The organism is Clostridium tunisiense TJ (genome assembly GCF_000300195.1).
In the GTDB taxonomy this organism is placed as follows: domain Bacteria; phylum Bacillota; class Clostridia; order Clostridiales; family Clostridiaceae; genus Clostridium_J; species Clostridium_J tunisiense.
In genome coordinates this window covers 464691-480392 of sequence record NZ_AMQH01000006.1, presented here as the reverse complement: position 1 = coordinate 480392, position 15702 = coordinate 464691, and the positions used below count along the sequence as shown (strand labels likewise).

The 15702-nt window shown below is 30.6% G+C and carries 13 protein-coding genes and 1 other annotated feature; of the genes, 10 read left to right on the top strand and 3 right to left on the bottom strand.

The genetic code is table 11. The annotated features are described in order from the left end of the window. From C661_RS24210 to C661_RS0107675, 4 genes are all read left to right on the top strand, one after another. Positions 1-452, top strand: a 452-nt coding sequence (locus tag C661_RS24210) for a polymorphic toxin-type HINT domain-containing protein (RefSeq protein ID WP_242825982.1), incomplete at its 5' end; no start/stop codon positions are given. 72 nt (positions 453-524) lie between these two features. Further along, entirely contained in the window at positions 525-950 is a 426-nt protein-coding gene (locus C661_RS0107685) for an SMI1/KNR4 family protein (protein ID WP_017414740.1), read from the top strand. A gap of 414 nt (positions 951-1364) precedes the next feature. Beyond that, the gene (locus C661_RS0107680; RefSeq protein ID WP_017414739.1) at positions 1365-1586 is read left to right on the top strand and encodes a hypothetical protein; all 222 of its coding nucleotides are present in this window, start codon (positions 1365-1367) and stop codon (positions 1584-1586) included. Positions 1587-1605: 19 nt separating this feature from the next. Further along, the gene (locus tag C661_RS0107675; protein WP_017414738.1) at positions 1606-2211 is read left to right on the top strand and encodes a hypothetical protein; all 606 of its coding nucleotides are present in this window, start codon (positions 1606-1608) and stop codon (positions 2209-2211) included. A 672-nt stretch (positions 2212-2883) separates the two neighbouring features. Here C661_RS0107675 and C661_RS0107665 read toward each other — a convergent pair. Beyond that, positions 2884-4461: a DEAD/DEAH box helicase gene (locus tag C661_RS0107665; RefSeq protein ID WP_017414736.1), complete on the bottom strand. Its 1578-nt coding sequence runs from the start codon at positions 4459-4461 to the stop codon at positions 2884-2886. Between the two features lie 474 nt (positions 4462-4935). On the opposite strand from C661_RS0107665, the gene C661_RS0107660 reads away from it, so the two are divergent. The 3 genes from C661_RS0107660 (at position 4936) to C661_RS0107650 (ending at position 8424) form a co-directional block, all read left to right on the top strand. Then, entirely contained in the window at positions 4936-6189 is a 1254-nt protein-coding gene (locus C661_RS0107660) for a M16 family metallopeptidase (RefSeq protein ID WP_017414735.1), read from the top strand. Further along, positions 6189-7034 carry a recombination regulator RecX gene (recX, locus tag C661_RS0107655; RefSeq protein WP_017414734.1) on the top strand — a complete coding sequence of 282 codons (846 nt, stop codon included), beginning with the start codon at positions 6189-6191 and terminating at the stop codon, positions 7032-7034. The genes C661_RS0107660 and recX overlap by 1 nt, the downstream gene beginning before the upstream one ends. A gap of 160 nt (positions 7035-7194) precedes the next feature. After that, positions 7195-8424, top strand: a complete 1230-nt coding sequence (locus C661_RS0107650; RefSeq protein ID WP_017414733.1) for a transglutaminase-like domain-containing protein — start codon at positions 7195-7197, stop codon at positions 8422-8424. A gap of 30 nt (positions 8425-8454) precedes the next feature. Here the strand turns inward: C661_RS0107650 and C661_RS0107645 are convergent, their stop codons facing one another. Then, positions 8455-8811: a tetratricopeptide repeat protein gene (locus tag C661_RS0107645; protein ID WP_017414732.1), complete on the bottom strand. Its 357-nt coding sequence runs from the start codon at positions 8809-8811 to the stop codon at positions 8455-8457. A 364-nt stretch (positions 8812-9175) separates the two neighbouring features. Beyond that, positions 9176-9385, top strand: a binding site (T-box leader). Between the two features lie 333 nt (positions 9386-9718). Here C661_RS0107645 and C661_RS0107640 point away from each other — a divergent pair. The 3 genes from C661_RS0107640 (at position 9719) to C661_RS0107630 (ending at position 15022) form a co-directional block, all read left to right on the top strand. Further along, positions 9719-12361, top strand: a complete 2643-nt coding sequence (locus tag C661_RS0107640) for a valine--tRNA ligase (protein WP_017414731.1) — start codon at positions 9719-9721, stop codon at positions 12359-12361. Positions 12362-12735: 374 nt separating this feature from the next. Next, entirely contained in the window at positions 12736-14055 is a 1320-nt protein-coding gene (locus C661_RS0107635) for a bifunctional folylpolyglutamate synthase/dihydrofolate synthase (protein ID WP_017414730.1), read from the top strand. Positions 14056-14140: 85 nt separating this feature from the next. Next, entirely contained in the window at positions 14141-15022 is an 882-nt protein-coding gene (locus tag C661_RS0107630) for a YncE family protein (RefSeq protein WP_017414729.1), read from the top strand. On the opposite strand, the gene C661_RS0107625 is transcribed toward C661_RS0107630, so the two are convergent. Next, complete coding sequence (locus tag C661_RS0107625; RefSeq protein WP_017414728.1) at positions 15019-15546, bottom strand: DUF4364 family protein; 528 nt, start codon at positions 15544-15546, stop codon at positions 15019-15021. The genes C661_RS0107630 and C661_RS0107625 overlap by 4 nt on opposite strands. Between the last annotated feature and the right edge of the window lie 156 nt (positions 15547-15702).

The window sequence follows — 15702 nt, the reverse complement described above, 5'->3', positions numbered from 1 at the left end:
TAGATAAACCAGTAAAAGTATATAACTTTGAAGTAGAAGATTGGCACACCTATTTTGTATCAGAGATTGGAGTACTTGTTCATAATAAGTGTACGGCGGATCCTAAGGTGGTGGGTGACCCTGTAAGTAGAGTATATGACCCATCTAAGCCTATGAGTCCATCAAATTATCCTAATCCTGACCCAGATTTTACAGCACCACCAGTAAGATATGAACCTAAAACAATAGAGGAAGTTGAAAGAATGAGAAAAGGTAAAGATCCAACTACTAAAGCTACTGATGGAGATAGAAATATAGAGGTACATCATAAAGGGCAAAAATCAGTAGAGAATAATGGTGGAATATTAGATGATTTAGAAGATTATACTCATAGACGTGATGAAAATCATACTAGACATGTTGAACCGTCAGAACTTACTCCAGCTCAAAGAGCTAAAGAAATAAGGGAGTAGTGGAAGAAACGTGGCAGTGAATATATATTACCAGGAGAAGGTATATAAAATGAGAAATAGAGGTGATAATGGATGGAATATAATGAAATAGAATCTATATTAGAAACTATTCTAGAAAAAGAGACAGATACGTTAGATAAACCAACAGCTGAGGAATGGAAAGAATTAAGTAATAAGTTTAATTGCTCATTTAGTGATGAGTTTAGATACTTTATTGAATTGATGTCATTATGGTCATTTCCAGGGGATATTTACAATGTATCAAAGGAAAATAATAATGGTAATGATACAATAGAAGATGTATATAATTATGAAATGAAAAATGGTAATTGGAATGCAAATATGATACCATTCTATGGAATAGGAAATGGGGATTATTTCTGTATAAGTACATTAGATTCAAAAGTATATTATTACTATGATGATAAAGGGGAAGTTAAAGAATATTGGCATAGTTTTAAAACATGGATAGAAGATTTACCGAATTTTTTAGCATAGTATATATAAAACTAGATGCAAGACATAAAAGAATTAATACAAAAAAAGATAGAATTAGGAAGATGTAATAAAATAAACAAAAGTTAAGGAATATATCGCTGCATAATCTAAATAATGCAGTGAGAAGGAGACAAAATGAACTAGCTGAAAAATAAGTAGGCTAGTTCATTGCATTTTGAAGTGATAAAATAGTGGTGAATGTTGAAAACAATAAACTCTATCACTAAAAAATGATAAGACAGACTCTGCTCCAATGGGGTTACACAAGTTGGATATACTGGCCTAAAAGAATTTGATAAATCATCATATGGAGACTTTAAGAAGTACCCTTATAATGATTTATCAGGACATGAATTATTACAAAATGCTTGGTTAGACTCAAATGGAAAAGCCATAAGAGGAAAGGGTCTTTCATTGGAAAACCCAGCTATGGCACTATATGAAAATCAAATGCACAAATTTATTACTGGACAACAAAAAACTTTAGGTTTAAATAAGAAAAACTTAGCGGGAACATCATGGCGTAAAAATGTATTGGATAATATACAAATTATGAAGGATGCTGGTGTTACAAGAGATATAATTGCAGAGTTAGCAAGGCAAACAAGAAAATTTGCAATAGATAATGGATTTTAAATATTAGGAGTGATGAAACATGATTGATAAAAATTATATAATTCCATCAGTATATCAAAAAATGAATGAAAGAGGATTTTTCAATTTAGAAACATATTTATGGATGAATGATATGGAATGGATGTCTATAGATAAAATTAAAGAATATGAATATGATGATGGGAAAAGTAAATTAATAATTCCATTTGCAATTACAGGTGGTGGCGATAAATGGGTATGGGTTGTTAATGATGAAGATAAAGAGTATTGTATTGGTTTATGTGAAAGAGCGGAATCGGATGGAATTTATTATGCAAAAAATACTGAAGATGCAATTTTTAGACATATAATTGAATATGTTTCAGATAGTAATTTTTATCTAATTAAGGAAGAAGCTAAATCCTATCAAATTAGTGAATGTGAATTAAAAATACAATTAGAGAATTGGAAAAATAGTTTTAAAGGAATCCTTAATAATGACTATCTTAAGATAATTGATAAACTAAAAGAATTAAGCTTAAAGCATATAAGAAGTCAATATGGCGAATGGTATGCACTATTAACTTTAGAAGAACAAGATGAGTTAATAGATAAGTATATTAAATTTGATATGATAGACGATGAATTTGAATGGTATATAGATTAAGACTACTCTCTGCATAATATTATGAATAATAGATGCATAATACTGAAAACTAAAAGTCTATAGAAAATTTAATAAATAGTGAAAGTAATATGAATGCATAATAGTAATAATGCAGTGACAAGATGGAATGGACCAGCTGAAAGATATTAAAAAAATAGGTTTGTTATAGGAATAAATACCTATAACAAGCCTATTTTTATTATGTGAAGTAGTTATGTGAAATTAAAGTCTTAATTTAAAAGTAACTACAGAGTTAAACAAACATTAAAGAAGAATAATTGCTTAATTTATTTATTAAAGCAAAAGCTAAACTAGAGTCTATTGACCTGGTGTGTAAATAGTATATAAGTAAGTACTCTAATATTAAAATAATAAGTAAAGTTATAAATATCTTTTTAAATAATTTCATATACACCACCTCAATGTAGTATATGAGATTAAAAGCTATAAAGTTACAAAAAATACAAGGGATTTTAATTACACTTTTCAATAGTGCAAAACCATGTATTCACGGGAGCTATTAAAGAAACTATATGTATTTGTACTTTTTCACAGGTGCTTTGAAAATAGCTATATCAATGGCGTTTTGGGCTTTCAAACTAAAAAGTAGAATTTCTATATAATAAAAAAAGCAGCAAAGGACAACTTTAAGTGTCTCTTGCTGCTGTTATATTATCTTCTTTTTTTGTTAGAAACTTCGATGTTAACTCTTCTTTTTCCTATTTTATTGCCGCTGCAGTTAGCAATTATTCCATCAACTAAACTTTCAGGAACATCTATGAAAGAAAACTTATCTAAAATATCAATTCTTCCGATATCTTTGCTTTTAACTCCAGCTGACTCATCTAAGAATTTAATAATATCTTTTGGAGTCGCTTTGTCAAGTTTTCCTACAGACATAAATAGTCTTGTCATATCATCTGTAGAAACAGAATCTTCTGTATCACCGTACTCATAGTTTGTTTCTTTGTCAAAGAGTAACTTAACAAGAGAAGCAGTAACGTCTTCTGCACCATATTCATTTATTAATTCCTTAGCCATTGGAAGGAAGTTTTCGTATAGGTTCTCTTCTAAAGTTCCTTTAATATTATCAAGGATACTTCCAGATTTTGCAGAGAAGATATCTGCAAGAGTAGGAATTTCCTTTTTATCAATTTTGCTCTTAGTATCATGTTCTATTTGTCTAATAGCAGAAACTTCTTTTCTTGAAACGAAGCTATAAGCAGTACCTTCTTTATTAGCTCTTCCAGTTCTACCTATTCTATGAACATAGGATTCAGTGTCCTGTGGTAGATCATAGTTTATAACATGAGTAACATCTTCTACATCTATTCCTCTTGCAGCTACATCTGTTGCAATAAGGAAGTTAAGATTTCCACCTTTAAACTTTTTAAGAGTGTTCATTCTTTGAGTCTGTTTCATGTCTCCGTGCATACCTTCAACTACGTATCCCTTACCTTGCATAGCTTCAACTAATTCATCTACACCTTTTTTAGTTTTGCAGAATAATATTCCTGTCTTAGGATTATCTACATCTAAAACTCTACATAAGGATTCAAACTTGTTTGCAGAATTAACTATAAAGTAATACTGTTTTATTTTTGAAACTGTCATAGATTTTTTAGCAATGGTTATGTGTTCTGTTTCGGGTTTCATGTAGTTTTTAGCAAGGTTTTTAATCTGTCTTGGCATAGTTGCAGAGAATAAAAGTGTCTGTCTATCTTCACTCAAGTGGCTAAGTATGCTTTCAATATCTTCAATAAAGCCCATATTAAGCATTTCATCAGCTTCATCTAAAACTAAAAATTTAACATTTTCAAGTTTTAAAGTTCTTCTGTTAATATGGTCAATGATTCTTCCAGGAGTTCCAATTACAATGTCTACTCCTTTTTTTAATGGGCCAAGCTGTTTATCAAAGGATTGACCACCATATATAGGAAGGATTTTATATTTCTCATACTTTGAAATTTTAGCAAGTTCTTCGCTAACTTGAATTGCAAGCTCTCTTGTAGGTGCTAATATAAGTGTTTGTACTTTTCCGCTAGGGGGAGCCATTTGGCTTAAAATAGGAGCTCCAAAGGCTAAGGTTTTACCTGTACCAGTTTGAGCCTGACCTATTAAATCGCATCCTTGTAAGCTTACAGGGATACTTTTTGCTTGTATATCACTTGGATTTTCAAACTTTAAGTCATTTATAGCATTAAGGACTGTGTCTTTAAGTCCTAGTTCTTCGAATTTAATTTTGTTCATTCATATTCCTCTTCTCTAATTTTCTAAAATACATCTAAAATACATCTAATAGTAACACAATATGATAATAATAGCAAACACAATTAAAAATATAATGTGTTTTTTACTATTATTAACATATTTATAACAAAATATTTAATGTCCAAAAAAAATTTTTAAAACTTATTGATATATATGTAATATAATCCAAGAAAGCCCTGTGCTAGGTCACCTTACAAAATAAAAATTAAATGGTATAATGTATTATACTACTTAATTAGGAAGATAAAACTTAGGAGCAATAGGAGAATAGTACTTTAAATAATCAGTAAGTTGATTTTCGTCAGCAACTTTAGAAGAAAATTTAACTCACCCATGAAGAGGATGATAGGAAAAATTCTAAAGGGCAGTGAAAGTACTATTGAGAAATATATTAGTTTTATCTTATAGAGTTAAGTAATATTGTAGAGCATATAGAGTTATAAAGGAGATTATATGAATAAAGCATCATTTGACACATTACAAACAAAACTTCATAATGGATTAACATTAATTTCAATAAAGAAAGATACACAGATTGCATCTTTGCATATAGGGGTAGCCATTGGAGCCTTGTACGAAAGTCCAAAGGAAAGAGGAATTTCACATTTCATTGAGCATATGGTTTTTAAGGGTACTAAAAACAAAGATAATGAAAAACTAAATAGCGAACTTGAGAATTTAGGTGGAGAGTATAATGCTTACACCGATTATTCTTGCACAGTTTTTAATACTACTACCTTAAATGAAGAGCTGGAAAGTAGTGTAGAACTATTAGGAGATTTAGTTCAAAACTCCATATTTCCTGAGGAAGAAATAAAGAAGGAAAGAGGAGTTATTCTAGCAGAAATAAGAGGCAGCAAGGATGATATAGAAGATTTAAGCTTTCAAAGAATTAATGAGATAGCCTTTGATAAAAGTCCACTTAAATGGGATATCATCGGTAAAGAGTCAATTATAAAAAAACTTAACAAAAAGCAATTAGTGGAGTTTTATAAAACATATTATGTTCCTAATAATACTACAGTTACCATTGTATCTAATTATGATCATGAAGATATTTTAACCATAGTAAATAGGTGTTTTGGTAAGTGGGAAGAAAAATCAGTATGTAAGCCAAAGGCTATAACTGAAGAAAATAAAAGAGGGATGAAGACTACCTACAAAAAAGATATTGAGCAAAGTACAGTAGTTTATTTATATTCTCTTTCAGGATTAAGCAAAAAAGAAGAGTTGGCACTTAGAATACTTAATAACAAGTTTGGGGAAAGTTCTAATTCTATTCTTTTTAGGGAACTAAGAGAAGAAAGAGGCTTGGCTTACGATGTATACACTATGCTAGACTTAACAGAAAATATTAAAACCTTGTATATTTACACTTCTGTTGCTAGTGAAAATGTAGATGAAACAATAAATGTTATTGATAATTGCATACAAAACGTAAAAGAGGAAAAAATTGTATTTGATGATAGTACTATAAAATTAATGAAAAAGATTTTTAAAACTGCAGTAGCTTCAACACTAGAAGATTCTACAGACCTTGGAAATTATGTGCTTCATCAAGCTATGGAAGATGAAGATATTTATCAATTTAATGAAGATATGAAAAACATGGATGACATCAACAGTGACGATTTATACCAGGTGGCAAGGAAAGTATTAAATAATCCAACAATTCATGTTTTATTATCACAAAGGGATGAAGATTAATGAAAAATATAATCACATCAATAGAGGTTCAAAAAAGGAATAAAGATAGAGTAAATATCTTTATAAATCAGGAGTTTGCCTTTGCTTGTAGTAATGAATTAATTTATTCCCATGGACTTAGAAAAGGGTTAGAGGTAGATCCTAAAAGGCTAGAACAAGTTGTTAAGGATGATAACTATATAAAGGGAAAAACTTCGGCTTTAAGGTATATTGAAAGAGCTATGAAAACAAAAAAACAGGTAGAAGATATGCTCTTTAAAAAGGAAATGGAAGAGGAAATAGTAGCTAGAGTTATAGAGTTTCTCATTAGTTATAGCTTCATTGATGACAAAAGGTATGCTGAGTGCTATATGAAGCAAAAGTTAAAGGAAAGTGGAAAAAATAAGATAAAGTATGATTTGCTTAAAAAAGGCATAGATGAGGAACTTATTAAAGATTTATTAGCAAGAGTTTCCTATGAGGATGAGAGTAGTGTAGCCTTAGCTTTAGCAGAAAAAAAGGCAAGAATTTTAGGTAAAAGCGAAAGAGATAAAGGAAAGCTTTTAGGGAAGTTAACAAAATACTTGCTATCAAAGGGATATACCTATGATTTAATTAATCAGGTTGTAAACAAGGTAGCTCTAACTATTGCTGAAGATGAAGAAGCCCTTGAAGAGCCAGAAGTGGATTTTGAAGAGTTACTAGCTTTGGCACAAAAGAAATATAATGTGCTGAAAAATAACGAGGATAATAAGTTAAAACTTAAGAAAAAGCTTCAAGATTTTCTTTTAAGAAGAGGCTATAGCTACGATGAAATAAGAAGTGTTTTAAGTCAAGTAATTGAAAATCAGGAGGAGTTTTATTAATTAGAAATTCTCTTAATAATAAGATTATCTTCTTTTATACACTTTTAGTGTTATATTTTCATAAAGTAATTTAGGTGCACAAAAAAGTAAGTGGTTAGTGCATTAGAAAAATTTAGTTTCAAGTGGCTAAATATAAATTTATATTGAAGAAGGTGAGGTTATGAGTACAAATATTCTTAGTTCAATTAACGGTAATATATTTTCTATGTTTGGTGGAGTAAATATAGTTAGCTTAGTGCTCTATGCTGTTTTACTTTATCCTTTAATAGTTGGATTTTTATTTAAATTAAGTAGTGAGGCATTGTTAAATACAATAAAAAGCTTATTTAGTACCTTAGCCTTATTATTTTCTCTTATGATAAGCTCAACTATAGTAAAAGAGGTATTCATTAGTGATAAGTATAAGATTATGGACTATATCAATAGTAAGGTAGGTACATCAATGGCTACGTTGATAGAAACAAGACCTCAGCTATTTATGGGAATAATTCTTGTGATACTTATACTTATAATACATCAATTGTTAAAGCTATTAATTCATATAATTAGTGAAATAGGATTATCTCCTTTACTTCAAGGTTTAGATGATTTAATAAAAAGGGGTGGAGGAATTTTAAGAAGAGTATTTGGAGTGATTTTTCAAATTCCTAGAGCTTTGTGCTACACAATTATCCTTACTTTTTTACTTAACTATATGTCCATGATTAATATAAGTAAAGAGCTGAACTCTACTTTAGAAAGTTCAAAAATATACAATTACTTTTCAGAAAAGGCAGTTATGCCTATAACAAAGTCTGATTTGGCGAAAAGCCTGCCTAATATTATTGGAGATTCCTTTAAAATTTCTAGTAGCGAAAAACAATCTATAGATTTAAATAATATTGGATTAGACAACATAGGAAATAATGAGCTAGTTTATTATAATGGAGTTACCTTAGCTCAAGGGGTTAAGTCCAATGATGAAATTAATGCCACTGGTATTTCAGTAGCTTCAAAGGGAAAAAATACCTATAACAAAGCTAAGGAAATATATAAATGGGTGGGAAGTCAAATAACTTATGATCATGATAAGGCAGTTCAGGTTATGAACAATAATAGAAGTATAGAATCAGGAGCTATTCCAACCTTTTACTCTAAAAAAGGAGTATGTTTTGATTATGCCTGTCTATTTGTAGCCATGGCTAGGGCTAACGGCATGAAGGTTAGGCTTATAGTTGGAGAAGGTTTCAATGGTAAGACATGGATAAGTCATGCTTGGAATGAAGTGTATATTCCTGAAGAGGACAGATGGGTAAATCTAGACCCTACCTTTTATATTGGTGGAAACTACTTTGATAATGAAGGCTTTAACCTAGAGCATAAGAACAGAAAAGTAGCTGGAGAGTGGTAAACAAATTAAAGCAGCTAAGGCTTAAATTCCTTAGCTGCTTTTTTTATAACCTTGAAGTATTAACTTTATAGCTCTATCACATTCATCATCAGAGTTGTCTAAGGCCCAGGCAGTATTGAAGTAGTTAAGAGCTTTACCGTTTTCTTTTAACATTGCATAGCAATAAGCTAAATTAAAATAGTATTTGCTTTCACGTTTGATTTTTAGTGCAGCTTGAATTAAAGGAATAGCACTTTTATATTCTTTTAATTTAATGAAGCAAACAGCAGAGTTGTAAAGAGAAGCAGCTTCATTTTCCTTTATGTCCACTGATTTTTTATATAAATCAATAGCTCTTTTATAATCCTTCAAATTATAAAGTTCATTGGCTTTGTTAAAATAGCTCACCTCAAGAGACCTCCTAGACAGAATAAAATAATTTATCTAAATACTGTCCCAAAAAATATAGATTTATACAAAGAATATATTAACTTTTCATTAATATTATTCATGGTAAATAAAAGTTAATATTATTAATTAATATGAAGAAGATTGTATATAATAACTAATATAAATAGTGTAAAATAACTTAAAAAACAAACGGTTATAAATTCAATTGAGGTGACGCTACTATTGAAAGAAATAGGAAGTGTCAACCTTAGGGGCATATGGTTGGCGTTGAATTTAAAAATCTTGATAAATTGGAGTTTTTAGGAGAAATTTATTTGACATAAATTTAGTTAAAGTATATAATATATTAAAAATTAATATTTATTAAGCAAAGATGAAGAGGAGTAAAGTGGGATAGTATTAAGAGAGGAAGATTCACCGGCTGAAAGGTCTTCCATATGAATACACTTGAAGGTAGCTTCGGAGCTTCTTTATTGAAATTTAGTAAATAAAGACGGGTCAAACCGTTAAAAAAATGAGCCTGTTGCATTGCAGGAAATAAAGGTGGTACCACGAGTCTTTCGTCCTTTTTCGGGATGAAGGCTCTTTTTTATTTGTACAAATAACTTTTTATTTACAGAACAAGGCTGAGAAAAAGAAACTTTATAATAATGCATTATATGTATGTTAAGCAGATTTTCCTATTGTATAGTAGATGCCTTTGATAAATGGTATAAGGCTATATGAATAGTTAGGAAGTAGTGCAATTTAAATTCTTGGCAATAATTTTAACTAAGGCATCTTCAAAAAATAAATAAGTCAGTATGATTGTCTATTTTCAGTTGTTATTTATTTTTAGATGCTTAAGAAAACTATTAATTATGTAATGAATTTATCAAATATAAAGAAGGCAGGAGGAAGAAAAATGGAGGATAACAGAGATTTAGCAAAAACCTATGATCCTAAGGAGTTTGAAGAAAGATTATATAAATGGTGGGAAGAGGAAGGGTTTTTCACACCAGAAGTAGATAAGGATAAAAAGCCTTATACTATTATAATGCCACCGCCAAATATTACAGGACAATTACACTTAGGTCATGCTCTTGATAACACTTTACAAGATATCTTGATTAGAACAAAGAGAATGCAAGGATATAGTGCATTATGGTTACCTGGAGAAGACCATGCAAGTATTGCTACAGAAGTAAGAGTTGAAAAGTCTTTACTTGCTAAGGGATTTAAGAAAAAAGAAATGGGAAGAGAAGCTTTCTTAGAAAAAGTTTGGGAATGGACAGATGAATACAGAGAGAGAATAAGAACTCAGCTTAAAAAGATGGGCTGTTCTGCTGATTTTACAAGAGAAGCTTTCACTATGGATGAAAACTTAAATAAAGCTGTTAGAGAAGTTTTCGTTAAGCTATATAAGGATGGCTTAATTTATCAAGGTAATAGAATTACAAACTGGTGCACAAAATGTATGACGGCAATTTCAGATGCTGAGATTGAGTACGAGGAGCAAGCTGGACACTTCTGGCACATTAACTATCCTGTTATAGGCAGTGAAGAAGTAGTTGAAATTGCAACTACAAGACCAGAAACACTACTTGGAGATACTGCAGTTGCTGTTAACCCTAAGGATGAAAGATATACTCATTTAATAGGAAAGAAAATTAAATTACCACTTGTAGGTAGAGAAATAGAAATTATCGCTGATGATTATGTAGATATGGAATTTGGAACAGGCTGCGTTAAAATAACTCCTGCTCATGACCCAAATGACTATCAAGTAGGTAAGAGACACAACCTAGAGGAAGTAGTTGTACTAGAGGAAAATGGAACTATATCTAAAGGTTATGGAAAATATTCTGGCCTTGATAGATATGAAGCTAGAAAGCTTATGGTTAAAGATTTAGAAGAGCAAGGCTTCTTAGTTAAGATTAAGGACCATAGTCACAATGTAGGAACTCACGATAGATGTGGATGTACTGTTGAGCCAATGCTATCAAAACAATGGTATGTTAAAATGGAAACTCTTGCAAAACCAGCAATTGAGGTTGTAAAAGAAAAGGAAATTAAGTTTATTCCAGAAAGATTTGAAAAAATATACTTCAACTGGATGGAAAATATACAAGATTGGTGTATTTCAAGGCAGTTATGGTGGGGACACAGAATTCCAGTTTGGTACTGCAAAGATTGTGGAGAAATAATAGTTCAAACAGAAGCACCAACTCATTGTACTAAGTGTAAATCAGAGAACTTAGTTCAAGATAGTGACGTATTAGATACTTGGTTTAGTTCTGCACTATGGCCTTTCTCAACTTTAGGTTGGCCAAATAACACTGAGGATTTAAAATACTTCTATCCAACAAGTACCTTAGTTACTGGTGGAGATATAATATTCTTCTGGGTTGCTAGAATGATATTCTCAGGCCTATATAATATGAAGGAAGTGCCTTTTGATACGGTATTTTTCCATGGAATGGTTAGAGATGATCAAGGTAGAAAGATGTCTAAGTCCTTAGATAATGGAGTGGACCCTCTTGAAGTTATAGAAAACTTTGGAGCAGATGCTCTAAGATTCTCCCTAGCAACAGGAAATGCTCCAGGAAGTGATATAAGATTCTACGAATCAAGAGTTGAGGCAGCAAGAAACTTTGCAAATAAGATTTGGAATGCATCTAGATTTGTTATGATGAACTTTGATGAAGCTTTAATGGATAAGTATGCACAGTGTAAAAACTACTCTACTGCAGATAAGTGGATACTATCTAGATTAAATACAGTAGTAAAAGAAGTTACTGATAACTTAGATAAGTTTGAAATAGGAATAGCTCTTCAAAAGGTTTATGACTTTATGTGGACAGAATTCTGTGACTGGTATATAGAACTTGTAAAACCTGTGCTTTATGGAGACAATGAGGAAGCTAAAGGTGTTGTATTAAATGTTTTAAATAAGGTTCTAATAAGCGGCTTAAAACTTCTTCACCCAGTAATGCCATTTATTACAGAAGAAATTTATACTCATTTAAAGGCTGATGCAAAATCTATAACTATAGCTCAGTGGCCACTTTATGAAGAAGAGTTAAAAGATGTTAAAGCAGAAGAGTATATGAACTTCATAATTGATGCTATTAAAAATACAAGAAATGCAAGAAGTGAAATGAATGTACCACCTTCAAGAAAGGCAAAAACCTTTATTTATGCTACAGAAGCTAGAGAAGCCTTTGAGCAAGGTAAAACTTATTTTGAAAAATTAGCATCTGCTAGTGAAGTTGTTTTACTAGATAGCAAAGAACAAGCTCCAGAAAATATTGTTTCAGTTGTATCTATGGGAGCAGAAATTTATATGCCTCTTCTAGAGCTTGTAGATGCTGAAAAAGAGCTTGAGAGATTAAACAAAGAGAAAGAAAAATTAGAAAAAGAAATTTCTAGAGTAGAAAGTAAGCTTAATAATGAGAAGTTTACTGCTAAAGCTCCTAAAGAAGTAGTAGAAGAAGAAAGAGCTAAAGGCGAGAAGTATAAGGAAATGTATAAATCAGTGCTTGAAAGTATTGAAAACTTAAAGTAGTAATACTAAATTCATTGGTTGTAAGGAAAAAATTCTTAAGCTTTCACCATATTTTTGAAGAATAATTCTTATATTTTTAGGTAGGAGTTAAAGTTCTTTCAAAGGTGGCTTATAAAGATGAATTTATCCATTAGTTTAAAATATAAGTATGAAATGTTATTTTATTGTGGATAAGTTAAATGATATAATAATTAAAGGTGGATAATTTATGCTATTATCCACCTTTTAACGACATTTTGGAAGGGAAATTTCCACATTCCTCTTTAGGTAAGAGTTTTTCGCTGAAAAATAAATTTTGGTGAGAGTTGAATCTCCTTACAAAGTCGTTAAACAAAATGAACTTGTTCATTATTTAAAAGTGGGGAGGCAGTGAAATGAATTATCAGGAGGCTATAAATTATATTGAAAACACAGCTCAGTTTGGCATGAAGCTAGGACTTGAAAGAACGGAAAAAATTTTAGAGCTTTTAGGAGATCCTCATAAGAAAGTAAAAATGATACATATAGCAGGAACTAACGGAAAAGGCTCTACTACAGCTATGGTAAGCAGAGTTCTTATGGAGGCTGGCTATAAGGTAGGCACTTACATATCTCCTTATATTGAGGAGTTTGAAGAGCGAATACAAATCAATAATGAAAATATTCCTAAGGAAGATTTAGTTCACATAATTACGGAAGTTTCTAAGGCTATAGATGAAGTCATAGCTCTAGGGTATCCAAATCCAACTCAATTTGAAATAATTACATGTGCAGCATTTTTATATTATCATATGAAGAAAGTAGACTATGCAGTAATAGAGGTAGGGCTTGGAGGAAGATTGGATTCAACTAATGTCATAACGCCAATACTTTCTATTATAACTTCTATAAGCTTAGATCATGTGGCAATTCTAGGAGATACCTTAGATAAAATTGCTTTTGAGAAGGCTGGAATAATCAAGGAAGGAATTCCTACAGTATTATTCCCACAGCAACCTGAAGCAGAGCAGGTTATTGAAAAAGTAGCTACAGAAAGAAAATCTCTACTAATTAAAGTAGATAGTGAAAAATCAAAATTTATTGATAGCTATGAAATTGAAGTTAATGGAGAGAAAAAAGTAGTTCAAAGGGTTGGGATTAAAACTCTTAGTGAAAACTATAATTTAGAACTAGCTCTTTTAGGAAAACATCAAATTTTAAATGCTACAGTAGCTGTGTATGCTTGTGAAAAGCTTATAGATTTAGGCGCAAAAATAAGTAAAGAAAATATTGCTAAGGGAATGAAAACTGTAAAATGGCCAGGTAGATTAGAAATAATGAAAACTAATCCTAGGGTAGTTATTGACGGTGCTCATAATATAGATGGAATATCTAAGCTTACAGAAAGTATAGATATGTATTTTAAATATGACAATTTAATATTAATTCTAGGTATTCTAGCTGATAAGCAGGTTAGAGAAATGATAGAAACTATAGTACCAAAGGCTAGCAGGGTAATTGCAGTAACTCCAAATAGTGAAAGAGCAGAACTAGCTGAAGATTTAAAGGTTGAAATTGAAAACCTTGGAGTAGTTTGTGAAGCTGTTGAAGATTATAGGGAGGCCTATGAAAAAGCTTTAAGCTATTGCACAGAAAAAGATTTACTTTTAATTTCAGGGTCTTTATACATGATAGGGGATATGAGAAAAATCATAAGACTGCATAAGAAAAGCTAGAGTTTTAAATCGAGAGTATACAAATATCTAATACTAGCACACAAAGCCCAACTTCCTCATACTATATGTTGAGGAGGTGATTCCATTGAGGCATTTATATGTGTGTAATACAACTTGCGATTCTATTGATAAAATAGATATTGAAAGTTTTACAGTAGAAAGTACCATACAACTAATTGGTGTTAATAGAGGGAAAATAGGGCCACATGGACTTTGGCTGCATAACCATCTATTATTTACATCTAACTGTTATGATGATTCTATTTCCATAGTAAATTTAGAAAATGGTATGGTGGAATCCTTATATTTAGGAAGTAATTGTAGGGATATCTGTGTCCTAGGAAATCATGCATATATTATTTGCGGTGATTCAAATAACATAGTGTCCTTTGATATTACTAACAGGGAGGTTGTAGAACTAATACCTTGTGGCAACTCACCTCATAGTATCGATTGTTGTAGTAAAAGCAATGAAATAGTTGTAGCAAATATAAATAATGATAGTATTACTTTATTTGATGCTTTATATGGTTCAAATATTTATAATATTGATGTGGGAGCTTATCCAACAAAGGCTCTTATCACATTAGATGGAAATTATATATTAGTTTGTGAAAGCAACATGGGTTATGGAGGAAAAGGTTCAGTTAGCATGATATCTACTAAAACTCATAAAGTTATTCATAGAGTTTCCGTTGGAAGTTGTCCTTTTGATATGTGCTGTGATGAAAAGTATTGTTATGTTTCTAATTATGGAGAAGGCAGTATTAGCATAATAGATATTTACAATCATGAGGAAATTAAAAGGATAAGAATTGGAGGAATGCCAAGAGGGATTTTAAGCAACAGTAAACATATTTTTGTTGGTGACAGCTATAATAACCTTTTGGTAAAGGTAGAAAAGGATACGGAGAATAAAAAAATCATTCCTATAAATGGAGAACCCACAGGAATGATTTTAGCTTAGTCTTGTAATAGCAAATTAATTATATTATTGTACAAGTCAGAGGAATTGCTTTTCCATTTGTGGCAAAGTTCTCTGGCTTGTTTATTTGATGCCACACTAATTTTTAAGTCCATAAGAGTAATATTGCCCTCAGAAGCCACTAAATTCACTACATAACTATTACCATTTTCAATAGTATAATCTGCAGTAACTGTTAACTCATTTTTAATAGATAGAATTTTATTTTCGATATAAACATTTATTTGTGAAAGTTTTTCTTCAGATATTCTGTTTTTAAATAAATGTAGAACATTCCTACCATTTTCAGATATGGTTAACCTATCTTTTCCTTTATCATTAACGCTTTCTAAAAGATTTGATTCCCCTAATTCAGCAATATATTGTTGAAGGGTAAAATAATTCATAAAGTTATTTTCAAGAATAATTTGGGCCAAAAGTATATTAGAAATAGGTAGGTTAACTTTCTCCAATATATACAATAGTATAAGCTTATTTTCTGCTAAATCCATAGAATTATCAAACAATTAACCCTTCCTCCTTTAAATAAGATAATAGTTTAATATCTAGTTTATAATAAATACTTATTAATTATTATAACATAAAATAAATTCTAGGTAATTATCTTTAAATTTAATATAGCATATATTTTATGTGCGTGAATATAGATTTAATGAGATAAA